21 protein-coding genes are annotated in these 22,591 nt (G+C 43.1%); 5 read left to right on the top strand and 16 right to left on the bottom strand.

The genetic code is table 11. The features are described from left to right. Nucleotides 1–4: 4 nt before the first annotated feature. Nucleotides 5–301, bottom strand: coding sequence for a cell division protein FtsB (gene ftsB, locus DXX92_RS04070; protein ID WP_115999277.1), 297 nt, complete (start codon nucleotides 299–301; stop codon nucleotides 5–7). Nucleotides 302–400: 99 nt separating this feature from the next. Beyond that, nucleotides 401–1,060: a hypothetical protein gene (locus DXX92_RS04065; protein ID WP_115999276.1), complete on the bottom strand. Its 660-nt coding sequence runs from the start codon at nucleotides 1,058–1,060 to the stop codon at nucleotides 401–403. A gap of 234 nt (nucleotides 1,061–1,294) precedes the next feature. Between DXX92_RS04065 and DXX92_RS04060 the strand changes: the two genes are divergently transcribed. From DXX92_RS04060 to DXX92_RS04050, 3 genes are read left to right on the top strand one after another with little or no spacing between them, the layout of a single operon-like run. Beyond that, the gene (locus DXX92_RS04060) at nucleotides 1,295–1,672 is read left to right on the top strand and encodes a GntR family transcriptional regulator (protein WP_115999275.1); all 378 of its coding nucleotides are present in this window, start codon (nucleotides 1,295–1,297) and stop codon (nucleotides 1,670–1,672) included. 10 nt (nucleotides 1,673–1,682) lie between these two features. Further along, a complete protein-coding gene (locus DXX92_RS04055) occupies nucleotides 1,683–2,519 on the top strand; it encodes a hypothetical protein (RefSeq protein WP_115999274.1) in 837 nt (278 codons plus the stop codon). 34 nt (nucleotides 2,520–2,553) lie between these two features. Next, nucleotides 2,554–2,754 carry a hypothetical protein gene (locus DXX92_RS04050; RefSeq protein WP_115999273.1) on the top strand — a complete coding sequence of 67 codons (201 nt, stop codon included), beginning with the start codon at nucleotides 2,554–2,556 and terminating at the stop codon, nucleotides 2,752–2,754. Nucleotides 2,755–2,856: 102 nt separating this feature from the next. On the opposite strand, the gene guaA is transcribed toward DXX92_RS04050, so the two are convergent. Further along, on the bottom strand, nucleotides 2,857–4,434 hold the full coding sequence (guaA, locus tag DXX92_RS04045; RefSeq protein ID WP_115999272.1) for a glutamine-hydrolyzing GMP synthase: 1,578 nt from the start codon (nucleotides 4,432–4,434) through the stop codon (nucleotides 2,857–2,859). A gap of 208 nt (nucleotides 4,435–4,642) precedes the next feature. Beyond that, nucleotides 4,643–6,115: an IMP dehydrogenase gene (guaB, locus tag DXX92_RS04040; RefSeq protein WP_115999271.1), complete on the bottom strand. Its 1,473-nt coding sequence runs from the start codon at nucleotides 6,113–6,115 to the stop codon at nucleotides 4,643–4,645. 173 nt (nucleotides 6,116–6,288) lie between these two features. Here guaB and xseA point away from each other — a divergent pair, with 173 nt between their 5' ends. After that, nucleotides 6,289–7,629: an exodeoxyribonuclease VII large subunit gene (gene xseA / locus DXX92_RS04035; RefSeq protein ID WP_115999270.1), complete on the top strand. Its 1,341-nt coding sequence runs from the start codon at nucleotides 6,289–6,291 to the stop codon at nucleotides 7,627–7,629. 144 nt (nucleotides 7,630–7,773) lie between these two features. Here the strand turns inward: xseA and DXX92_RS04030 are convergent, their stop codons facing one another. From DXX92_RS04030 to iscX, 12 genes are all read right to left on the bottom strand, one after another. Beyond that, on the bottom strand, nucleotides 7,774–8,454 hold the full coding sequence (locus DXX92_RS04030; protein ID WP_115999269.1) for a PilZ domain-containing protein: 681 nt from the start codon (nucleotides 8,452–8,454) through the stop codon (nucleotides 7,774–7,776). A gap of 169 nt (nucleotides 8,455–8,623) precedes the next feature. Beyond that, nucleotides 8,624–10,087, bottom strand: coding sequence for a ribosome biogenesis GTPase Der (der, locus tag DXX92_RS04025; RefSeq protein ID WP_115999268.1), 1,464 nt, complete (start codon nucleotides 10,085–10,087; stop codon nucleotides 8,624–8,626). Nucleotides 10,088–10,253: 166 nt separating this feature from the next. Beyond that, a complete protein-coding gene (gene bamB / locus DXX92_RS04020) occupies nucleotides 10,254–11,456 on the bottom strand; it encodes an outer membrane protein assembly factor BamB (RefSeq protein ID WP_115999267.1) in 1,203 nt (400 codons plus the stop codon). Between the two features lie 24 nt (nucleotides 11,457–11,480). Beyond that, nucleotides 11,481–12,128 (bottom strand): YfgM family protein, encoded by a 648-nt coding sequence (locus DXX92_RS04015; protein ID WP_115999266.1) that lies wholly within the window; start codon nucleotides 12,126–12,128, stop codon nucleotides 11,481–11,483. Between the two features lie 9 nt (nucleotides 12,129–12,137). Next, nucleotides 12,138–13,412: a histidine--tRNA ligase gene (gene hisS / locus DXX92_RS04010; RefSeq protein ID WP_115999265.1), complete on the bottom strand. Its 1,275-nt coding sequence runs from the start codon at nucleotides 13,410–13,412 to the stop codon at nucleotides 12,138–12,140. 110 nt (nucleotides 13,413–13,522) lie between these two features. After that, entirely contained in the window at nucleotides 13,523–14,647 is a 1,125-nt protein-coding gene (ispG, locus tag DXX92_RS04005; RefSeq protein ID WP_181901502.1) for a flavodoxin-dependent (E)-4-hydroxy-3-methylbut-2-enyl-diphosphate synthase, read from the bottom strand. A 24-nt stretch (nucleotides 14,648–14,671) separates the two neighbouring features. After that, nucleotides 14,672–15,640, bottom strand: coding sequence for a RodZ domain-containing protein (locus tag DXX92_RS04000; protein ID WP_115999263.1), 969 nt, complete (start codon nucleotides 15,638–15,640; stop codon nucleotides 14,672–14,674). A 6-nt stretch (nucleotides 15,641–15,646) separates the two neighbouring features. Further along, complete coding sequence (pilW, locus tag DXX92_RS03995; RefSeq protein WP_181901685.1) at nucleotides 15,647–17,332, bottom strand: type IV pilus biogenesis/stability protein PilW; 1,686 nt, start codon at nucleotides 17,330–17,332, stop codon at nucleotides 15,647–15,649. Nucleotides 17,333–17,577: 245 nt separating this feature from the next. After that, nucleotides 17,578–18,735: a bifunctional tRNA (adenosine(37)-C2)-methyltransferase TrmG/ribosomal RNA large subunit methyltransferase RlmN gene (locus DXX92_RS03990; protein ID WP_115999261.1), complete on the bottom strand. Its 1,158-nt coding sequence runs from the start codon at nucleotides 18,733–18,735 to the stop codon at nucleotides 17,578–17,580. A gap of 360 nt (nucleotides 18,736–19,095) precedes the next feature. Beyond that, nucleotides 19,096–19,527: a nucleoside-diphosphate kinase gene (ndk, locus tag DXX92_RS03985; RefSeq protein ID WP_115999260.1), complete on the bottom strand. Its 432-nt coding sequence runs from the start codon at nucleotides 19,525–19,527 to the stop codon at nucleotides 19,096–19,098. A gap of 376 nt (nucleotides 19,528–19,903) precedes the next feature. Beyond that, nucleotides 19,904–21,595: an NAD-dependent malic enzyme gene (locus tag DXX92_RS03980; protein ID WP_115999259.1), complete on the bottom strand. Its 1,692-nt coding sequence runs from the start codon at nucleotides 21,593–21,595 to the stop codon at nucleotides 19,904–19,906. A gap of 199 nt (nucleotides 21,596–21,794) precedes the next feature. Further along, nucleotides 21,795–21,995, bottom strand: coding sequence for a Fe-S cluster assembly protein IscX (gene iscX, locus DXX92_RS03975; RefSeq protein ID WP_115999258.1), 201 nt, complete (start codon nucleotides 21,993–21,995; stop codon nucleotides 21,795–21,797). A gap of 261 nt (nucleotides 21,996–22,256) precedes the next feature. Here iscX and DXX92_RS03970 point away from each other — a divergent pair, with 261 nt between their 5' ends. Beyond that, entirely contained in the window at nucleotides 22,257–22,499 is a 243-nt protein-coding gene (locus DXX92_RS03970) for a DUF2164 domain-containing protein (protein ID WP_115999257.1), read from the top strand. Nucleotides 22,500–22,591 lie beyond the last annotated feature (92 nt).

The raw sequence follows: 22,591 nt of genomic DNA, 5'->3' as shown, positions 1-22,591 counted from the left end.
TGAACTAATTTCTTCGTTGCTGAGATTTATTGGCAGGAATAATACGAAAGAATGTTTCGCCGCTTTTAATCATTCCTAACTCGTTTCGGGCACGCTCTTCAACCGCTTCAACACCTGATTTTAAATCGTCAGTGTCAACATAAAGCAGTTTATTTCGCTGCCTTAACTTATCGTTATCAGCCTGCTGGCGCGTGACTTCTTCTTTTAACGCAACGTAATCAGAAATGCTGTTTTTGCCAAACCATAAACGGTATTGCAAAAAAACAATAAAAATCAGCAATAGTGCGGTAATGATGCGCATGAAAGCTCGACGCCTGATTATTATGAGTTAGAAAGGTATGGCGGATATTATACCCAAGCAGAGTGAAGATGCGATAGCCAGTTAGTTGCATTGCTGCGATTAATGATTATCGACCGATAGCGGTTTCTTTAAATTTTTCCAATTGATTGAGCAAGACAATAAGAGTTCCCGCAAGGTTGGAATAATCGGTCGGCATGGTTTGTTGTTTTGCCAAACATGGCCAGCACAGCTTGCCATCATGATTTTTTTGGTCGGCTTTAACAATTTAGCCTTGGTGTGAAGATTGGCGTGCTGATGCTCTTGTTGCTTTTGCTTACCCTGCTGTTCCTGCTTGAGCGCAAACCAACCGTGACCATTCGTTCGCACTCGCCCCTGCACTTTATCTAATCGATCAATGCAATCGAGTACCAAGCGCTCCCCCACTTCAACTGGAACGACTAACCCTAACGGCAGTTCTTGATTTAAATACCAGTGTGCAATGGCATCTAGCTCTTGCCCTACTTGCGGCAAGTTGCGACTTTGCTTCGATGACCAAGTGGCATTTTGACTATCAAGCGTCATCGGTGTCTCAGCATTTACCATCGCATGAGCTGCCTTTTGCACATAATAAGGTAGGCTTTGTAAACGTCGTTGCAAGGTTTCTATTTGAGCGACCTCGACACGTGCCAGCAAGGTAACCTCACGCTCATATAGCGCGCTACAAAGTTCAGCAAATTCATTACTTTGTTGTGACTCTTGCCACAATAACGACTGTGTCATTCAGATTGGTAAACGGCCAACTTTTGTGTATTTATCAAGCATACTAGATAACCGATAAAAGATAAATTATCCCCAAAACGCTCACTACTCTAATTTCATCCACGTCTATTTTTTAAACATTTTTAACGCACGTTACTTGAAAAACACAAAAGCCACTTGTACCATTACCACAGGTGGTACATTAAAAAATATTTAAACCGTTGTCAGTTTTGAACAAGGCATTATTGAATAAATATGGAAATAGAAATTGATCTTGACGATCCAACGCCAGTTTTTACTCAGCTAATTGAGCAGATTAAGTCAGCTGTTGCTGGTGATTTATTAGCGCCTGGCACACCGCTTCCTTCGATCAGGCAATTAGCGAATGAGTTAGAAATCAACAGTAAAACGGTTGCTAAAGCTTATAAGTTACTTGAACGGGACAAAATAGTGCATAGCAAAGGCTATCGAGGCAGCTTTATTCGAGAAGATGCAAAAAACTATTGTCACCTTGATCTTAAAAAATGGACGCAAGAAAAACTCGAAACTTGTATCAATGAACTGCGAAACAATGGGGTGACCGACTCAGAAATTCGCGTTGTTTTTGGCAACTTAATGAATAGTAAACTTTAGGGAGAAAGGCATGTTAACTAGCGTGATTTTTTATTTTGTCGTAGGTTTTCAACTTTGGCTTGTGTCGCACCATTACGCCAAACGTGCCTGTCATGGCCTAATTGCTTTGCAACATACCTCAACGCCGATGGAAAGCAATGTTGAACAACAAAAACCGGTTGATTTTGCAAAGTTCATCTCGCTATTTAAACGAGCAAACCAAGTCATTTTTTCACTTGGGCTTAGTAGCTTAGCTTTGCTTTTGTATTGGGAGTTAGAACTTAATTTTCAGCCGCCAAACATGTTTGCAGTTTTGCTATTTATGGTACAGCTAGCGCCTTTTGCATTTATTGACGTTACTGAAAAACGCCACTTTCAATGGCTCAAACAAGTTATTCATCAGCCCAAACGTTCAGGCTCAATAGTAAAACGCACGCTTTTAACCTTTGTGCCACTTAAATTAATGCTCATCGCTTTGGCCTGCATTCTGTTAACAATAGCGTTTGATCTTAGCATACATGCTAATCAGCAACCTTTGTGGCAGGGTTTTAATGAACAGGCGTTACATCGCAGTATAACCTTAATCATAACTAATGGCTTACTGTTCGCTTTGGTTTTCAAAACAATTTACAGCCAGAAAAAAGATCCTCAGCAAGCACAGGCTAATCATTTAGATCGCGTTAAATACACGGTTCAATCGCTTTTTTATTTGAGCATTGCAATGAGCTGCTATTTCACATTGCAGAGTTTACTTGTCGCACTTGCTGCAGAACATTGGTCAGCTGGTGCAACTGCAGTTTATGCCGTGGTAGTTGCTTACGCTTCTGTTGGCAATCGCGTGCGCTGCATGAACAACACCACGATTTGATTCTTAAATCATTTTTCACATCAAGGAGAAACAGATGAATATGCAACAATTAAAAAACAAGGTTTGTACAAACGACAATGCACAAATTGCCATAGCACTTGTATTTGCGAGTTTAATGATTGCCATATCGTTACTTACACAAGGCAGTGAAAATAACTTTGCGATTACGCTATTGCTTATTGCTGGCTATTTCAGTTGCAGCCAAGCGGCGAAGCAGCGCAACATTAAAGACTAAGGATAACACCAACAAAAACGCCGTGATGATTATTGTTTATCAATAAAGCATCACGGCGTTTTCAATTTAAAGCTTATTTATAACGCAGTTATTGTAAGCTAATTATTCCCACTCGATTGTTGCAGGCGGCTTACCCGAAATATCGTAAACCACACGAGAAATACCATCGATTTCATTAATAATACGGTTTGATACTAAACCTAAGAAATCATATGGTAAGTGTGCCCAATGAGCAGTCATAAAGTCGATCGTTTCAACTGCGCGTAAACTCACTACCCAGTCATATTTACGGCCGTCACCCATCACACCAACCGAACGCACTGGCAAGAAGACAGTAAACGCTTGGCTCACTTTGTTGTACAGGTCATGCTTGTGCAATTCTTCAATGAAAATAGCATCAGCACGACGTAATAAGTCAGCGTACTCTTTTTGCACTTCACCTAAGATACGAACACCTAGACCAGGCCCAGGGAATGGATGGCGATAAAGCATATCGTATGGTAAGCCTAACTCTAGGCCGATTTTACGTACTTCATCTTTAAACAGTTCGCGTAGTGGCTCAACTAAGCCCATCTCCATATCTTCGGGTAAACCACCGACATTATGGTGCGACTTAATGACATGCGCTTTACCCGTTTTAGAAGCAGCTGATTCAATAACATCAGGGTAAATTGTTCCTTGTGCTAACCATTTTGCATTTTGACGCTTACCGGCTTCTTCATCGAACACTTCAACAAAAACATTACCGATGATCTTACGCTTAGCTTCTGGATCTGCTTCACCTTTTAAGCGATCTAAGAAGCGTTGTTCAGCATTTACATGCACAATGTTAAGGCCGAAGTGATCACCAAACATGTCCATTACTTGCTGACCTTCGTTTAAGCGCAGTAAACCGTTGTCAACGAATACACAAGTAAGCTTATCGCCAATAGCGCGGTGCACTAGCATGGCAACCACAGATGAATCGACACCGCCTGATAAGCCTAAGATAACTTCATCGTCACCCACTTGCGCTTTAATCTTGGCAATCGCATCATCAATAATTGAACTTGGCGTCCATAACTTTTCACACTGGCAAATATCAACCACAAAGTGCTCAAGAATACGCATGCCTTGTTTAGTGTGCGTTACTTCTGGGTGGAACTGAACACCATAAAATTGCTTTTCTTCATTAGCCATTGCAGCATAAGCACAGCTAGGTGTTTGTGCAACAGTCACAAAGCCTTCTGGGATTGCCGATACTTTATCGCCGTGGCTCATCCATACGTCTAACAGCGCATTGCCATTCTCGCCAACGGAATCTTCAATGTTTTTGAATAGTGCAGATTGGCTAATTACTTCAACCGCCGCGTAGCCAAATTCTTTATGCTCAGAGCTTTGTACGCCACCACCTAGCTGCTCAGCCATGGTTTGCATGCCGTAACAAATACCTAACACTGGCACGCCAGCGTTAAACACATATTCTGGTGCACGTGGAGAGCCGGCTTCAGTCACTGATTCTGGGCCACCCGCTAAGATAATACCAGTTGGGTTGAACTCTTTGATTTGCTCTTCGGTTACATCCCAAGCCCAAAGTTCACAGTAAACACCAATTTCACGCACACGACGTGCAATCAGTTGAGTATATTGAGAGCCGAAGTCTAGAATTAGAACGCGCGATGAGTGGATATCTTTGGTCATATCAAAACCTTATATAAATTTTAAAAATAACAGGCTGACTTCCATTGATGATGGCTGTCAGCCTGTAAAAAATCTTTTAAGTAGTTCAAGAATAGCTGATTTCGAAGCTAATCGACTTGAGAGCAAAGAAGAAGCGCAGAACTTGGTTCACCAAGTGAGCACTTCTGATGAAGCTATCGAGTCGAGTAGCAATGAAATCGTTATTCGACTAGCCCATACGGTAATTTGGTGCTTCTTTAGTGATGGTCACATCATGAACATGAGACTCACCCATACCCGCCGCCGTGATCTTCATAAATTCAGGCTTGGTACGCATCTCTTCAATTGTTGCTGAGCCCGTTAAGCCCATTGATGAGCGTAAGCCGCCCATTTGTTGGTGAACAATTGCAGCTACTGGACCTTTGTAAGCAACACGGCCTTCAATACCTTCCGGTACTAGCTTGTCGGCTTCGCCGTCAGTTTTCTGGAAGTAACGATCTGATGAACCTTCTTTTTGCGCCATCGCACCTAATGAGCCCATACCGCGGTAAGACTTGTAGTAACGACCTTGGTAAAGTTCAACTTCACCTGGCGATTCTTCCGTGCCCGCTAGCATTGAGCCAACCATAACGCAGTGCGCACCTGCTACTAGGGCTTTAGCGATATCACCTGAGAAGCGAATACCACCGTCAGCAATAACAGGAATGCCAGTACCTTTTAGCGCATCCACGGCGTTTGAGATAGCTGTTAACTGTGGCACACCAACACCAGTGACAATACGCGTTGTACAAATTGAACCTGGGCCAATACCCACTTTAACCGCATCAACACCCGCATCAGCTAGCGCTTTAGCACCGGCAGCAGTAGCAACATTACCGGCAACAATTTGTAAATCTGGGTATTTAGCACGTGTTTCAGCAACACGGTCAATAACCCCTTGCGAGTGGCCATGTGATGTATCAATCAGAAGTACGTCAACGCCAGCAGCAACTAATGCGTCAATACGCTCGTCGGTGCCTGCACCAACACCAACAGCAGCACCCACGCGAAGACGACCGAACTCATCTTTACAAGCGTTAGGCTTGCGCTCTGCTTTTTTGAAATCTTTTACTGTGATCAAACCTTTCAACTTAAAGGCATTGTCAACCATTAGGATTTTTTCAATGCGATGCTCGTGCATCAAGTGCAAAATTTCTTCACGCTCAGCACTTTCGTTAACCGTAACTAAGTCTTCCTTCTTAGTCATTAGCTCAGCCACTGTTTTGTTCAGATCTGTTTCAAAGCGCAAATCACGGCCAGTAACAATACCGACTAGGTTGTTTTCAGTGTCAACGACAGGGAAACCAGAAAAGCCAAGTTCGTCAGAAAGTTTGGTAACTTCAGCAATTGAGATATTGGGTGCAACAGTAACAGGGTCAGAAACAATCCCGCTTTCGTATTTCTTTACTTTAGAAACATTGCGCGCCTGTTCTTCAATGGTCATATTTTTGTGAATAAAACCAATACCACCTTCCTGCGCAAGAGTGATCGCTAAACGCGCTTCAGTTACCGTATCCATAGAGGCAGATACCATAGGCACATTTAATGAAATTTTGCGAGTAAGTTTGGTGGTTAGGTCGGCAGTATGAGGCAGTACCGTAGAGTGGGCTGGTACTAATAGAACGTCATCAAAGGTTAACGCTTCTTGGGCTATACGTAGCATTGCAATATCTCACAAGGTTGAATAGGTGGAAGAAATATTGCGGCAGAATTTTAACCGTTTTGGCCTGCAAGGTAAACTTAATTTTTCGTAAATTTAAATTTATTCATCCCAAGCCGCCAAATGCGCGATATAATGGCTAAACACTAGCTTAACTTCCAAGAAATAGCCCTTAAATGACCAATAAACAACATATTTTACAAGTCAGCGAACTGACCCGAAAAGTCCGCTTTATGCTGGAAAGCGAAATAAATGTCGTTTGGTTAAGTGGTGAAATCTCTAACTTTATCGCCGCCGGCTCAGGTCATTGGTATTTATCGTTAAAAGATAGCCAATCTCAGGTTAAATGTGCAATGTTTAAAGGAAATAACCGATACGTTCGCATTAAACCTAAGAATGGTCAGCAAGTATTGGTAAAAGCGAAGGTTTCTTTGTATGAACCGCGTGGCGACTTCCAGTTAATTATCGAACAAATGGAAGATGCTGGTGAAGGATTGTTGCGCCAGCAATACGAAGCACTTAAAGCTAAGCTTGATGGCGAAGGCTTGTTTGCCGCCAGCAACAAGCAAGCAATTGCCTCTCACTACAATAAAGTTGGTATTGTTACCTCACCAACAGGCGCCGCTATTAAAGATATTATTAGTGTCATGGCAAGGCGTAGCCCAAGCACAGAGCTGATTATCTACCCGGCGCTTGTTCAAGGAGAGCTAGCTGCAGCGGATATTGTCGCGAGTATTGAAGTTGCCAATCAGCGTAATGAAGTGGATGTCTTAATTGTCGGTCGCGGCGGTGGCTCACTAGAAGATCTGTGGTGCTTTAATGACGAGCGTGTCGTGCGTGCAATCAGTAATAGCGAGCTACCGGTGATCAGCGCGGTTGGTCATGAAATTGATACGACATTGTCCGACTTTGCTGCTGATATCAGAGCCCCTACCCCGTCTGCGGCGGCAGAGCTTATTTCTGGTGATCAGCAAGAACAGCTTGCTAAAATTACGCAACTAACACAGCGCTGCCAACAAGCAATCAATCAAAGGCTTCATCTGCAATCGCAGCGCAGTGCCCATCTAGTACAGCGCTTACAGCAAAATGATCCGCAACGACAGTTACAAGTGGCAAGCCAACAGGCTGATGAACTGCAACAGCGCTTAACCAAAGCAATGAATCAATTGCTAGTCAATAAAAGCCAGCACCCCACGTTACTTGCACAGCGATTAGAGCATCAATCACCAGAACGAGCCATTAGTCAATACCAGCTGCAATTGAGCCAGTTGGATAAGCGATTTAAACAAAGCTTTAAGCAAGGATTAAGTCAACAACAGCAACGCTTTGCCGCCCTTGCTGAGCAATTACACTTAGTAAGCCCACTAGCCACCATAGCGCGTGGTTATAGCATTACCCGAAGTGAAACTGGCGACATTGTAAAGTCTATCGAGAAAGTTAAAATAGGTGAGGAGATTTCAGTGCAATTGAGTGACGGTAAACTCAAGGCGAAAGTTTCGGATAAACAAGCTGAATAGTTGATTATTCAGCTTGTTTTCACGCTTTTATTTCTAACAAACCAAGCTCATTTACGGATATTAGGTGTGGATGTTATTCGCGGTGATAAATCGCATCTAGTGATGGCAAAACCGAGAACCGTGGAGTGGAAAGTTTCGTATTACTTAAAGCTCAACCGTCAATGCGGCATTGAGTAATTCAATCACTTGCTTACTGCCCTGCTCTTTAAACTGCACACCAACAGCAATACCATCAACTTGAGTTTTGACATTACAAATCACCGCATCGAGCTTAATATTGCTTTTCTCCTGAAAGTCTTCGATAACAATCAAAATATCTTGCTCTTTGTTCAATAAAAGTGAGTCGCCATTGTGCAGTGAAAGCTGACACCCTTTAGATGACATATCTTGAACTTTCGCCTGCCAGTAATCGTTATTGACTTTAACCTTAGCCTTAATGTCAGTTTCAATGCGCATTGAAGAACGCAGATTTTGTAGACTTAGTGTTTTTGGGAACTCTAATACCATTAGGCGAGAGGGTATTTGCAAGGTTTGGCGTACAGGTGAAACAAAAGCAACAATTGAGCCTTCATGCCCTTCGATGACACCACGAACCGTAATATTAGTGCCTTGTGTAATGTATTGAGCAAAACCGCCTAGTTTGTTACTTTCAGGGTATTGAATAAGCACATATTGTTTTGTCAAATAGCCAACAAAAGTCGTACGAAATTTACCACGTTTGCCGGCAGGCGACACAATATCTATTGTTACTTGAGAGCCAGCATTAAATAACCCAAGATTGCGATTTAAACGCTTAGCAACATCAATTTTGATTGGCTCTGCCATGTTTGGTGTAGCACCTTAATTTTTCTTTCATTACAGCTAGCCGTTACCCTAGCCAAAAGCACCGACAAATGCAATTTCACTAAGCCTAATACCGTTATGAATAACTAATAAAAAAAGCCGTTATTTGAATAGCTTCAATTAACGGCTTTTAACAACTTGGAGAGCTAAGCTAGTCCTTTTTATAACCTTGCGTCGCACGCGCTAGTTTTTTCTGCTCGGTATAAGTTAGCTTCTTCTTACCAGCAAATGGATTAGAAGTTTCTCTAAACTCAATTTTGATTGGCGTCCCCATGATCTTTAATGACTTACGGTAGTAATTCATCAAGTAGCGTTTGTAAGACGGCGGTAAGTGTTTGGTTTGGTTACCGTGAATCACCACAATTGGCGGGTTGTAACCACCAGCATGCGCGTATTTAAGCTTAATACGGCGACCGTTATGCATTGGTGGCTGATGGTCAAACACCGCCATATCCAATATTTTCGTTACCATAGAAGTCGAAATACGCTTAGTCGCTGAAACAAAGGCTTCTTCTACCGACTCGAATAAATGGCCAACACCTGTGCCGTGCAACGCTGAGATAAAGTGCACACGGGCAAAATCAATAAAGCCTAGGCGGCGGTCTAACTCTTTATGGATATTGTCTTTAACTTCTTGGTCTATGCCGTCCCACTTATTCACTGCCAGTACGAGCGAGCGACCTGCTTCAAGAATAAAGCCTAACAAGCTTAGGTCTTGATCAGTAATCCCTTCACGAGCGTCAATAATCAATAAACAAACGTTGGCATCTTCAATTGCGCGCAATGTTTTGATTACTGAGTATTTTTCAACTACATCGTTGACATTCTTGCGTCGGCGAATACCTGCTGTATCAATCAGGGTATATTCACGGTCATTGCGCTCCATAGGAATATACACACTGTCTCGTGTCGTACCTGGCATATCGTAAACTACCACACGCTCTTCACCGAGAATACGGTTAGTTAGTGTTGACTTACCCACATTAGGTTTACCAATAATGGCTAGCTTAATTTTATCGTCTTGCTCAGGCGCTTCAATTTCAACTTCTTCGCCTTCTTCAAAGATAAGTTCGTCATCAAACTCACCTTCTTCAGCTTCTAGCTTTTCCTGACCAAGCTCTTCAATATGTGGCGACAATGCCAATGTTAATAGCTGCGTAACACCACGACCATGCGCGGCAGCAATTTGATGAACCGTTTCGCCCAAGCCAAGGCTGAAGAATTCAGCAATCGCCGAGTCAGCATCAATACCATCAATTTTATTCGCAACTAGGAATACTTTCTTATCTTGCTTACGCAGATAATCTGCAATTGCTTCATCAGCTGATGTTAAGCCTGCGCGAGCGTCTACCAAGAAAAGTACCGCATCAGCCTCTTCAACCGCCATCAGCGATTGTTCAGCCATTAATGCGTCGATACCCTCTTCATTACCATGAATACCACCAGTATCAATAACAATGAACGGATGTTCCTCGACCGACGCTTGGCCATACTGGCGATCACGCGTCAGGCCTGGGTAGTCAGCTACCAGCGCATCACGGGTGCGGGTTAGGCGGTTAAATAAGGTCGATTTACCCACATTAGGACGACCGACTAAAGCAACGACTGGTAGCATGTTTACCTCAAACTCTTAACGGGCAGTATTGCTAACAACTGCCTACAATTCTCTCTATAAATTGGCAATGCCAATATAAACAAAGGCTCCAATGCGCGAGCATGGAGCCATTAAATCTTTTATAACTATAGCCCACTATCAAGATAGCGGGCGATAGCTTTACTAATTATGGAAGCTTAACTGCTTGCAGCGAACCATCGCGTGCTTGCACATAGATAGTGCCTTCCGCCACAGTTGGCGTTGCATAAATGCCACTGCCATCTACCTTGTGACGCGCAACAAACTCACCTGTTTCTTGGTCAAGGAAATGTAAATAACCTTCAAAATCACCAACCGCTAAGTAGTCATCGATGACAACAGGGCCTGTTACACTGCGATTAGTTAACGCTAAGTTACTCCAGCGCTCTAAGCCATTCACGCGGTCAACTGCGTAAACATGACCTTTTAAATTAGTTAAAAACAAGGTGTTACCCTTGATGGCTAACTGGCGATATGAAGAGTACTGACGCTTCCACAAAATTCGACCATTGCGAATATCGATAGCCACTAAGTTACCGCGCGATGAAATTGCATAAACCTTATCACCAAAAACCAGTGGTTGGCTGTCAACGTCAATAACACGCTCAAGCTCAGTTGAACCAGTTGCTTCACCCACAGGTACAGTCCAACCTTGTTGGCCTTTTTCCAGCATAAATACCGACAATTCACCAGCTGATGTACCCACTAACACACCGCCTGCTGCAGCCGTTGGGGCACTGATACCACGCAATGTTAATGGCGGCACATCAAGATCTACCTGCCATAGGTCTTCACCGGTATTGGCATTAAACGCTTTTAACACGCCCGATGCTGTATTGACTACAAGAATGCCAGAGTCTAATGCCGGACGAGCAATCACTTCGCCTTTTACTTTCCCTTGCCAAGCTAATTCGCCTGTTTCAGCATCAAGTGCAAATATTTGACCGTTCTCGCTACCAATAAAGACTTTATTGACGCCTGTTACAGGTCCTCCGGCTAATAGCGCAGGTTCACGACTGTCGAAAAAGCCGCGTTCTTTGTTCACATCGCTTAAGTCAATATGCCAAACTTGATCGCCACTGTTGGCGTCAATCGCGTAAGCATCACCTTCTCGGCTGATGCTAAATACTTTGTTGTAGCCGTAAGCAGGTTTAATGCGTGAGAAGTAGTCATCAACGCCATCGCCAATGCCCTTTTCCCAAGCAACATCTACTTCAAACTGCTCATTGATATCAGTCAACTCAGCAATTTTTATTGCTTCGTCTTCATCGTCAGTTGATGAACACGCCGCTAGTGTTGTTGCCAGCGCAATGGCTGATAATAATCGTACGTTTACTATTTTTTTTATCATTTTTTTCACAACGCAGCTCGCTATTTAGTTAGGCAATTGAGTTAGGTTAGTTGCCTGTGCTAAATCATCAATTTTCAGCTGTAAGCTTGGATTAGTCGCTAAACCATCGGCATCAATTGCTGCTTGATAAGCGTTGCGCGCAAGCTCAACTTTACCTTGCTTAAGGTAAGCATCACCTTTAATTTCTTCAATCGCAGCCTTAAATGCTTCTGATTGTTCACCACCAACAGTCGCTAACGCTTTGTCGAATTGTTCAAGCTGAATTTGTACACGCGCCAAACGCACTGTCGCAATTGACTTGATGCCAGCATTGCTTGCTTTATCAATTGCTTGTTGTAAATGTGTCGCTGCTTTTTCCCAATCTTGATGCTCAGCCGCATCTTTAGCTAGGCTTAGCGCTGTGAGCGACGCATAACTTGATTCTGCATTGTTTTGAATAAATTGCTCTGCGTTTGCTTTAAACGCTTCGTGATCTGCTGTTTGGCTGTCGATAACGGCTTGATACTCAGAAGCAACGGCCATTTCGCCTTCTAGCTTGCTATCTTTATAGAAGTTAAAACCAACAAATCCTGATAAACCAACAACTAAGCCGCCAATAAGGTAGTTGCCGTATTCGTGCCAAAACTTTTTGATCGCTTCGACTTGTTGTTCTTCTGTTTCAAATGTTTCCACAATACTTCCTTACATAATACTTGCTAACAGACCTGCGACTTGCGCTAAGTCGATTTGTTGTTGTTCGTGTTGACCACGCAGATACTTGACCGTTACCTGCCCGTTGGCAATTTCATCTTCACCTAAAATAAGCGCAATATGTGCACCTGATTTATCCGCGCGTTTCATTTGCTTCTTCATGTTGCCACCGCCACAGTGGTTTTGAATACGAATACCCGACACTTCATCACGCCACTGCTCCGCAAGCTGCATCGCAGTTAAGTCGGCACCTTCACCCAATGCAATTACATAAGCTTCTACTTGTGGGCGAATATTATTTAGTTTTTCTAAGCTGGTCAGCATTAACACTAAACGCTCAATACCAAGCGCAAAACCAACACCCGGAGTACCTTTTCCGCCAAGCTGCTCAACCAAACCATCATAACGACCGCCAGCACAAACAGTACCTTGCGCGCCTAGGCTAGAAGTTACCCACTCAAATACCGTGCGGTTGTAGTAATCTAAGCCACGCACCAAACGCTCGTTAAGTTTATACTTGATACCTGCGTTATCTAAATAGGCGGTTAGTTGAGCAAAGTGCGCTTGAGTCTCTTCACCGAAGTAGTCGCTTAACTTCGGCGCGTCGGCTAAAGCAGCTTGCACATCTGGGTTTTTGCTATCAAGCACGCGCAGCGGATTAGAGTGCATACGGCGCTTGCTGTCTTCATCTAGCTTTTCTTCATGCTTGGTTAAGTATTCAACCAGTGCATCACGGTAAGCGGCACGCTCTTCGTTTGAACCTAATGAATTAAGCTCTAGCGTAACGTGTTCAGCAATACCTAACTCTTTCCACAAACGTGCAGAAAGCATAATAATTTCTGCGTCAATATCCGGTGTTGCAATACCAAATGCTTCAATACCAAATTGGTGGAATTGACGATAGCGCCCTTTTTGTGGACGCTCATGGCGAAACATAGGCCCCATGTACCACAGACGTTGTTCTTGGTTATACAACAAACCGTGTTGGTTACCAGCTCGCACACAGCTTGCAGTGCCTTCAGGGCGAAGTGTTAAACTGTCACCGTTGCGATCGTCGAACGTGTACATTTCTTTTTCGACAATATCGGTCACTTCACCGATAGAGCGCTTGAACAAAGCGGTAGATTCAACGATCGGCATACGAATTTCGGCAAAACCATAATTGCCAGCTACCCTGCGTAGGGTGTCTTCTACCATTTGCCACACTTTAGTTTCTGACGGCAAACAGTCATTCATACCACGAATTGCTTGAATCGCTTTACTCACTTAATCAGCTCTCTTCTTTTAACTTAAAAACAATAGTAAAAATCAACGGCGCATTATAGGCGCTAGCGGTTTAAACGTAAACAGCACGCTAGCAGACGAACCATACCAAATTATTCGTCTTCTAATTGCTTAACGGCGATCTTGCTGTTTTCGTCCATCAACTTGGCCTTTGCACGGATCTTTTGCTCAAGTTGGTCAACAATATCGTTGTTGTCGATGCGTTCTTTTTGGCGGGTACCATCTAAGTAGAAACCACTTTTGCGACTGCTACCGGTCAAACCTAAGTCAGAAACAGTTGCTTCACCTGGACCATTAACAATACAGCCGATAATAGAAACGTCCATTGGTGTTACTATGTCTTCTAAACGCTCTTCCAGCGCATTGACTGTGCCAATCACATCAAACTCTTGGCGCGAGCAGCTCGGGCAAGCAATAAAGTTAATACCACGACTGCGAATTTTCAGCGATTTCAAAATATCAAAGCCGACTTTAATTTCTTCAACGGGATCAGCAGCAAGAGAAACACGCAACGTATCACCAATGCCTTCGCTGAGCAGCATGCCTAAACCAATAGCAGACTTAACTGAACCCGAGCGGAAGCCACCCGCTTCGGTAATACCAAGGTGTAATGGATTATCAATTTGCGCTGCCAACAATCGGTAAGCGCCGACCGCTAGAAATACGTCTGATGCTTTAACACTGACTTTAAAGTCATGAAAGTTCATGCGATCAAGAATATCTACATGACGCATCGCCGACTCTAATAACGCTTCTGGTGTTGGCTCACCGTATTTTTCTTGCAAGTCTTTTTCTAATGAACCGCCATTAACGCCAATGCGAATCGGAATACCTTTATCACGCGCAGACTCAACTACCGCTTTAATGCGATCTTCTTTGCCAATATTACCTGGGTTAATACGCAAACAATCGGCGCCATACTCAGCAACTTTCAGGGCAATACGGTAATCAAAGTGAATGTCGGTGACTAACGGCACTGACACTTGCTTTTTAATTTCTTTAAACGCTTCGGCGGCATCCATGGTCGGGACACTAACGCGGACAATATCAGCACCAACCGCTTCAAGCGATTTGATTTGTGCGACGGTAGCAGCAACATCAGTGGTTAAGGTGTTCGTCATCGACTGCACGCTAATGGGTGCATCACCACCTACTGGGACATTGCCCACCATAATTTGGCGCGACTTGCGCCTGACTATCGGAGATTCATTAAACATAGACATAAACTAAGAAAACTCAGGCTAAGAAGATTCGGGTAAGGTAAATTTTGCAATATTGCCGACATTATACTTGCTCATGTCGATAGACTCACCATTAAAATCAATAGCAACTAATTCGGGTTTACCAACGGTTACTTTGAAAGGAGCAAGGCCGTTAAGTTCCATGACATAACCTGCTTTTTTAATGCCCCATGCAATACGCTCACCGGCACCGTCATAAATGTTAACCCAGCAGTCTCCTGCAAACGAGAAAACCACCTTTACGGGCTCTGCTATCGGCGCTTGCGCAACTTCAGCGTTAGCTTGCGCTAGCTCAATAGGCCTTGCTTGAACTGTTGGTTGAACAGTAGCTTGAGGCACTGTTAACGGGGTTTCTGGCACGAGCTCTTCATTTACAGGCTCTGCAGCTTTTGACACTAGCTGACTGTTCGAAGCTTTAGGTTCCATCGCTGCTGGTTCTGACGTGGTTGATTCAGGGTTTTGAGTGTCGGCAGTTAAACTTGCAGCTTGATTAGTGTTTTGAGCACTTGATGACTCACCATTAGTGGGTTGCGGCTCTATAGTAAGCGTATTGTTACTGGCATCTTGTAAATAATACAGCACGGTAGAAGCGATTAATGCCGCCAAAATAAGGTAGCTAATCCACATTAATCGGCTGTGTTGTGCTTCTTTCTCGGTAATTTTGGAAAAGCTTTGTAACTCAGTGCGCTGCTTGGCTGCAACACCTAGCATCTCGTAACTTGCGAGCACATCTTGCTCGTCTACACCCACTAATTTAGCGTAGTTTTTCAAATACCCTCGGTTAAAGGTATCTGGCAGTTTACTGTCAAAGATTTCTTGTTCTATTTCGTTTACCAACGCAGGGCGGAAATTAAGCTGCTCTGCCACTTGTTGCTGGCTCAGCCCCATTGCAACTCTAGCCTCAGCTAGCATTTGCCCAGGGCCAATTACTTCAATATCTTCTGATAATTCAGTTGATGTATTACTCATTTAAATTTATTGCTCTTGTTCGGCTTGTACACTTTCAGGGTCAGCCAAATAAATAATGTCGCCGATCTTTATCAGCGAATCTTCGTCTAATTTGTTCCATCTGCGTAAAGCGCTTAAATAAATGTTATAGCGCTTTGAAATAGTGAATAAATTTTCACCTTTCATTATTTTATGTTGAGGCAAATCAGCAAGCGTTAAATAAACTGGCTCTGTTAACGGCTCAGCTACTTGTTTTACTATTTGCTCTGATTCCCGTTCCGATACCTGCGCGTTACCTTCTAGTTCTTCGACAGCATCAGTGTCAGCAGTGGTCAAACCGTCTGAGTTTTCCTGTATCGCTGTCGCTGTGCTTTTTGAAACTATATGCTCTGCTAGCTCAGTTTGCGTTGACACAGTTTCTTTGGGTGCAATTTTTTCGGGTTCACTCACCGATGTTTCGCTTGCTGTTATCGCTAGCTCGATACTGTCATCTTGTGATACCGGTTGTTCAACTAACTGATTCTTATCATTAATGACCTCAGCTGACGCAGATAGTTCCTTTGCTTGCACAGATGCATCGGGTGACACTTTGGGTTTTACTTCAGGTTTTGGCGCTTTCAATACGATGGTTTTTTTAGGCGTTTTCGTGCTTGTTGTAACGACATTTGCTGTCGCGGAAGCTGCGGTTGCAGTTTCGGTTGCGGCATTAGCTACTGCTTCTGGGTTTTCCAGCACCGCTGTCTTGCTTCGTTTTATTACAACAGGCGGCTTATTGTTAGGTTTTAATACTTTAACTTTCTTCGCGACAGTTTTTGTAGGGTCAGGGGAAGCGCTGGTCAATGAGTTGTTTAGCTTATCGGTAGTTGATGATGTATTACCAGATAATGCCAACAACCTGTATTGCTCAGCCAATTCGTCTGCTTCTATTTGCTCTAACTCGTTGAGCAAATATTGCCTTGCGTGCCATGACTCTGGAAACATTTTAACCAACATAGTGCCGTAATTTTTTGCGATTCGCTGATTACCGAGAGCTTCATAAATCTTATAGCTGAGTGACAATGAATCTGGGGTAAAACGTCGAGTGGCTTTTTCATACCGTTTAGCATAAGCCAAGGCTTGATGGTACTGTCCTTTCGCATATTGCAGACGCATCATTTGATATAAAATTGAGGCATTGGCTGGGTTATGGTCAATCGCTTTATTTAAATAAGTTTCTGCTTTTTCAAAATTTAGTGCTTTTAGCTGACATAACGCCAAGTTTTCATAGCTTTTTGACACCAGCAAATAGGTCGGTACTGCAATTGCCTTTAAAAACTGTTGCTCTGCTTCTGCCAAGCGCTCTTTGCGGCAAAGAAAAACGCCGTAGTTATTGAGCGTATCGGCATCATCGGGTTTTAGCGATAAGGCTTTTTCATATGAAGCACTGGTCAACTCGTCTTCGCCAACCGTTTCGTAATAGTGGGCGAATGCGGTATAAACCTGTACTAGGTTTGGCGAAAATCGTTTTGCTTTTTCAAGGTTTAACTTAGCTTGTGTCGTGTTACCCATTTTTAAGTAACCTAAGCCAAGTGAGATGCGAGTCATCGCAATTTCCGTATTGCTCGATTCATTCTGAACAACAGGCGTTTTGGAGTTTTCATAGTTTTGCGTGACACAGCCAGATAAAAAACTAAGGGCTGCGCTCAGGGCAAGAAGTTTAAACGCTTTATCCATATTTTGCATAGCATGCTTGATCGTTATTGTTATCTTGGAATTACTGGTAAAGTACTTAGCCAGCATCAAATGAACAATACTATACCAGCCTAGCACTAGCAGCCAAACACTAAATATTTTTGACCTACTATAAATAAAACCAGCAAGGGGATTAAGCGCTTGCTGGTTGCTCACTGATGTCTCATTAATGAGTGCCTTTAATAGTCCCTGAACGAGAAACTTGCCAGGGAAATTTGAATGGCTAGTTAAACGACTTTAACCTCAATTTCACTTGCTGAGTCACCACGCTTTGCAGCGATTGCCGCGGTGCGTTTAGTGCGGTCAAGCACGTCACCAGCTAATTGGCCACAAGCCGCGTCAATATCATCACCACGGGTACGACGTGTGATCACAGTAAAGCCATACGATTGCAGTACTTTGTCAAAGCGATCAATACGTGAATTGCTTGAACGCTTGTAAGGAGAGCCAGGGTAAGGATTAAACGGAATAAGGTTAATTTTACTCGGCGTATCTTTTAACGCATGCGCTAATTCATGGGCTTGCTCAGTGCTGTCGTTGACGTGATCTATCATCACATACTCAACTGTGACCGCCTTTTGCGCTTTCGAGCCATCGATATAACGACGTGATGCCGCCAAGAAATCTTCTAACGGGTATTTCTTGTTGATTGGCACTAATTCATCACGCAACTGATTAGTTGGTGCATGCACCGAAATCGCTAACGCGCAGTCAATTTTTTCTTTCAGCATATCAAGCGCTGGTACCACACCCGAAGTACTGACGGTAACGCGGCGCTTTGATAAGCCATAACCCAAATCATTGAGCATTGTATCTAATGCTGGAATTAAGTTTTTCATGTTAAGCAGTGGTTCACCCATGCCCATCATCACAATGTTAGTGATCGGACGCGTGCCAGCAATGCGCGTTGCGCCAATATCGTTAGCCACACGCCAAACTTGACCAATGATCTCAGCCATCGATAAGTTACGGTTGAAACCTTGCTGCGCCGTTGAACAAAAGCTACATTCCAGTGCACAACCCACTTGTGACGAAACACATAAAGTTGCACGGTTGTTCTCGGGGATCCAAACCGTTTCTACTTCTTGGCCACTTTCAAGTTTTAACGCGTACTTGATTGTGCCGTCGTTAGACACTTGCTTTTGCGAAATTTCAGGTGCAACAATTTCACAGTTACGCGCTAATTTTTCACGTAACTTTTTGTTCAAGTTAGTCATTTTTTCGAAATCGTCATAACCAAAGTGATACATCCACTTCATGATTTGATCAGCGCGAAACGGTTTTTCACCGATTGACTCAAAGTATTGGCGTAAACCTTGATGATCAAAATTTAGTAGATTGACTTTTGAGGCTGTTTGCTCAGCCACTTGTACCACTTCAGACATAAATCAATTTCTCTAGAAGACAAAATTTAAAGGCGCAAGATTGTACACTTTTCCACCACCACAAACAATTATAAAGTAGTGTCAGTAAGGTTATGCGATAACTAATTGTAAGCATTTTCAGCGCTTCATTTTAAAAATGCTTACGATTAACAGCGCTAATCTTCGCAAGTTATTTAGGGAAAACAGCAAACCTTAAATAACGCAAAAGGATTTTACCGATAACTCAGTAAAATCCTTTTTGTAATTCTCTTTTTAAGCTAAGTGTAGCGTTTTCGTTCTAGGAAGAAACGCGCAGCGTATGAATATTACGTGAGCATTTCTGACAACGAACGGGAGCGCTACACGACGCTTAAAATAGAATTAGCGAGTGCGTGGGCAAATTTCTTCTTCAGTGAAGAAGTAAGCAATTTCACGAGCTGCTGATTCTAAAGCGTCTGAACCGTGAACTGCGTTCTCGTCGATAGAGTTTGCGTAGTCAGCACGTAATGTACCTGCTAATGCTTCAGCTGGGTTAGTTGCACCCATGATTTCGCGGTTTTTAAGTACAGCACCTTCGCCTTCTAAAACTTGAACCATTACTGGGCCAGAAGTCATGAATTCAACTAAAGCACCGAAGAAAGGACGCTCGCTGTGCTCAGCGTAGAAACCTTCAGCTTGTTCTTTAGATAAGTGAACCATTTTTGAAGCGATGATAGTTAAACCAGCAGTTTCGAAACGGTTGTAGATTTGACCGATAACGTTTTTAGCAACTGCATCTGGTTTAACGATAGAAAAAGTACGTTCGATAGCCATGATAAAGCCTCTTTTAAGTAATTGAATAATGGGTTCACTTTGCAAGGAATTGGGAATACTGCCCGCCAAACGAAATGAACACTAAAAATTTTGGCGCGATTATAGACTAAGTGATGCTAAAAAACTAATGATATTGTTGTGACGCTTACAGGTCTTGGCTGGCGTATGCGCTAGCGTTAGTTATTACCTTTAGCGGCGTTAACCTGCAAAGTGTTAGTTGAGGGTGAATTGACTGCGGAATGCTTTCAAATATTAGAGAAAAACAGAAACAGCTCACATTGCACCTCGTATTCAACTTTAGAGGGCAAAGCGAGCCGTTTTGCATTAGCAGCATTAATTTTTCACGCTATGTTTAAATACTATACCTAGCAGCTTTTTAGATACTAGTACGGCGATATTGGCGGTACTCAGGCTGCCAGAAGTTCGCTTCAATTTTTGCACTTAATTGCTCGTCAGAAAGCGCTAACGCTAGGTCTTGCGCATAGGCGACTTTCGCGACAGCAAAAGCAATACGCTTACTTAATGCTGAAATTTCTGTAATTGGCGGCAATAGCTCCCCTTGCCCAGCATTCGCCAATGGCGATGCTTGCGCCAATGTTTCACTCGCCACCATTAACATTTCATCAGTAATGCGGCTGATTTTAGCGGCGACAACTGCCAAGCCTAACCCTGGGAAAATGTAGCTGTTATTACATTGGGCAATTGGGAACAATTCACCTTGATATTCGACCGGTTTAAATGGGCTACCTGTTGCAACAATCGCTTGACCTTCTGTCCAAGTGATCACTTGCTCAGGTGTTGCCTCTACTTGGCGTGATGGGTTACTTAACGGGAAAATGATTGGCTGGGGGCAATGGCTGTGCATAGCTTTGATCACTTCTTCAGTAAACAACCCTGCTTGTCCAGAAACACCAATTAACACATCAGGCTTTGCGCCTTCCATCACTTCTAGCAAACTGGCGTATTCACCCGTAACTTGCCAATCACTTAGTGCACCTGTTGTCTGCACTAATTTTTGTTGGAAGTCTCGCAGGCCAGTCATGCCTTCAGTTAATAAGCCAAAACGATCAACCATAAAGATCTGTGAGCGTGCTTGCTCAGGTGACGCCCCTTCACTGACCATTTGACTGATAATTTGCTCAGCAATACCACAGCCAGCAGAGCCAGCGCCAACAAAGGCGACTTTTTGATCAGCAAGCTTAACCCCTTTGGTACGACAAGCAGCCAATAGCGTTCCAACCGTTACCGATGCTGTGCCTTGAATATCATCATTAAAGCAACAAATTTCGTCTTTGTACTTTTCTAGTAGCGGCATTGCATTAGGCTGCGCGAAATCTTCAAACTGCAACATCACATTTGGCCAGCGGCGCTTCACCGCTTGAATAAACATATCAACAAATTCGTTGTATTCTTCTTGGCTAATACGTGGGTGTCTTGAGCCCATATACATAGGATCGTTTAACAGTTTTTCATTATTGGTACCCACATCCAGCGTAATTGGCAGGCAGTATGCTGGGCTAATACCACCACAAGCGGTATAAAGTGCCAACTTACCAATTGGAATACCCATACCGCCAATACCTTGGTCGCCTAAGCCTAAAATGCGCTCACCGTCAGTAACGACAATTACTTTGACTTTATTCTTGGTGGCATTGCGCAAAATATCATCAAGTTGGTCGCGTTCTTCATAAGCGATGAATAAACCACGGTTACTGCGATAAATATCAGAAAAACGCTCACATGCATCACCTACCGTTGGCGTATAGATGATTGGCATCATTTCCTCTAAATTTTCTTCCACAAGTCGGTAATACAAGGTTTCATTTTTGTCTTGAATATTACGTAAGTAGATATGCTTATTTAGGTTTGTTTGAAAGCTACTAAATTGCTGGTAGCAGCGCTCAACCTGCTCTTCAATCGTTTCGTAACTTGGTGGAATTAATCCGGTTAAATTAAACATCGCACGCTCTTCTTTGCTAAACGCACTACCCTTGTTTAGTAGCGGAGTTTCAAGCAAGTGCGGGCCAGCATAAGGAAGATACAATGGGCGTTTTTTGGCTTCTGTCATAATAGTTTTGATTAGAATATTGTGTTGGGGCGGAAATTTGTTAGCGAAGTGATCGTATTAATGATCCTGCCGCTAAATTTGGCCGACAGTATAGTTGATGAACCGTGAACTAAAAAGCCGACCATTGGGTCAAGTTCAAATTTTTATGGCATTCAAAATACTAACGATCAAAAAAACGTGAACTTAACTTAACGAAAAGTCAGTCAGCTTCATCAATCCAAGCTTGTTGAATAGCTTCGAGGATGCGCTCTCCACAACGGTTTGGATCATCATCGAACTCTTCTAAAGCAATCACCCACTGCATTAGTTCGGGAAAATGCAGTTGCGTTGGATCAACCTCTGGATGTTCGTCAATTAAGGCTAAGGCAATATCAAGTGAGTCTACCCATTTTAGTGCCATCAAGACTTTCCTCTCTTGTTTTCGTATCAGGTCATCACTTAAGCAACCGATAAAAACTTGCAAGGTTGCTAAAAAATTAATTTAAAAACAAAGTAATCCGCTAATAACATGAGTATAAGCCATAACAGGAAATAGCGCGTTTTTCGGCAAAATTGACAGTCGGTGTGCCATAGCTTCTTAAGGTAGTCGAGCATAGTTTAGGCTTGAATAAAATTTTCACCTTAGTATAAAGAGTTACTCCATAGTCGAACAACTCTTAGCATGATGAAATCCTTATCAAAACAACAAAAAAATGATTTAACCCAAAAACTTACCAACTACTTAAACGACGAGCTAGCCATTGATATTGGCGGCTTTGATGCGGAGTTTTTATGCGATTTTATTGTCGAGCAGTTTTCGCCGCATTTTTATAATCAAGGTGTTACCGATGCCCAGATAAAAATGCAGCAACAAGTCGACTTAATTAGTGACGCGATTGATGAGTTGGTATTGCCTACAGATTAACTAAGCCGTTCGAACAGTAATTCTCCCTGCGTTACTGATCGCCTGTGCATCGTGCTGCGTAAATTCTCAGACAGATAATAATGCATTGCACA

The sequence above is a fragment of the Thalassotalea euphylliae genome (assembly GCF_003390395.1).
Taxonomy (GTDB): Bacteria; Pseudomonadota; Gammaproteobacteria; order Enterobacterales; family Alteromonadaceae; genus Thalassotalea_F; species Thalassotalea_F euphylliae_C.
The sequence above is the reverse complement of the archived record's forward strand: the minus strand, read 5'-3'. Positions and strand labels throughout refer to the sequence as shown.

What these genes read in the sequence shown, in the direction of transcription:
- ftsB (WP_115999277.1), bottom strand. Translation starts at nt 301, where the DNA reads ATGCGCATCATTACCGCACTATTGCTGATTTTTATTGTTTTTTTGCAA.
- DXX92_RS04065 (WP_115999276.1), bottom strand. Translation starts at nt 1,060, where the DNA reads ATGACACAGTCGTTATTGTGGCAAGAGTCACAACAAAGTAATGAATTT.
- DXX92_RS04060 (WP_115999275.1), top strand. Translation starts at nt 1,295, where the DNA reads ATGGAAATAGAAATTGATCTTGACGATCCAACGCCAGTTTTTACTCAG.
- DXX92_RS04055 (WP_115999274.1), top strand. Translation starts at nt 1,683, where the DNA reads ATGTTAACTAGCGTGATTTTTTATTTTGTCGTAGGTTTTCAACTTTGG.
- DXX92_RS04050 (WP_115999273.1), top strand. Translation starts at nt 2,554, where the DNA reads ATGAATATGCAACAATTAAAAAACAAGGTTTGTACAAACGACAATGCA.
- guaA (WP_115999272.1), bottom strand. Translation starts at nt 4,434, where the DNA reads ATGACCAAAGATATCCACTCATCGCGCGTTCTAATTCTAGACTTCGGC.
- guaB (WP_115999271.1), bottom strand. Translation starts at nt 6,115, where the DNA reads ATGCTACGTATAGCCCAAGAAGCGTTAACCTTTGATGACGTTCTATTA.
- xseA (WP_115999270.1), top strand. Translation starts at nt 6,289, where the DNA reads ATGACCAATAAACAACATATTTTACAAGTCAGCGAACTGACCCGAAAA.
- DXX92_RS04030 (WP_115999269.1), bottom strand. Translation starts at nt 8,454, where the DNA reads ATGGCAGAGCCAATCAAAATTGATGTTGCTAAGCGTTTAAATCGCAAT.
- der (WP_115999268.1), bottom strand. Translation starts at nt 10,087, where the DNA reads ATGCTACCAGTCGTTGCTTTAGTCGGTCGTCCTAATGTGGGTAAATCG.
- bamB (WP_115999267.1), bottom strand. Translation starts at nt 11,456, where the DNA reads ATGATAAAAAAAATAGTAAACGTACGATTATTATCAGCCATTGCGCTG.
- ispG (WP_181901502.1), bottom strand. Translation starts at nt 14,647, where the DNA reads ATGTTTAATGAATCTCCGATAGTCAGGCGCAAGTCGCGCCAAATTATG.
- DXX92_RS04000 (WP_115999263.1), bottom strand. Translation starts at nt 15,640, where the DNA reads ATGAGTAATACATCAACTGAATTATCAGAAGATATTGAAGTAATTGGC.
- pilW (WP_181901685.1), bottom strand. Translation starts at nt 17,332, where the DNA reads ATGGATAAAGCGTTTAAACTTCTTGCCCTGAGCGCAGCCCTTAGTTTT.
- DXX92_RS03990 (WP_115999261.1), bottom strand. Translation starts at nt 18,735, where the DNA reads ATGTCTGAAGTGGTACAAGTGGCTGAGCAAACAGCCTCAAAAGTCAAT.
- ndk (WP_115999260.1), bottom strand. Translation starts at nt 19,527, where the DNA reads ATGGCTATCGAACGTACTTTTTCTATCGTTAAACCAGATGCAGTTGCT.
- DXX92_RS03980 (WP_115999259.1), bottom strand. Translation starts at nt 21,595, where the DNA reads ATGACAGAAGCCAAAAAACGCCCATTGTATCTTCCTTATGCTGGCCCG.
- iscX (WP_115999258.1), bottom strand. Translation starts at nt 21,995, where the DNA reads ATGGCACTAAAATGGGTAGACTCACTTGATATTGCCTTAGCCTTAATT.
- DXX92_RS03970 (WP_115999257.1), top strand. Translation starts at nt 22,257, where the DNA reads ATGATGAAATCCTTATCAAAACAACAAAAAAATGATTTAACCCAAAAA.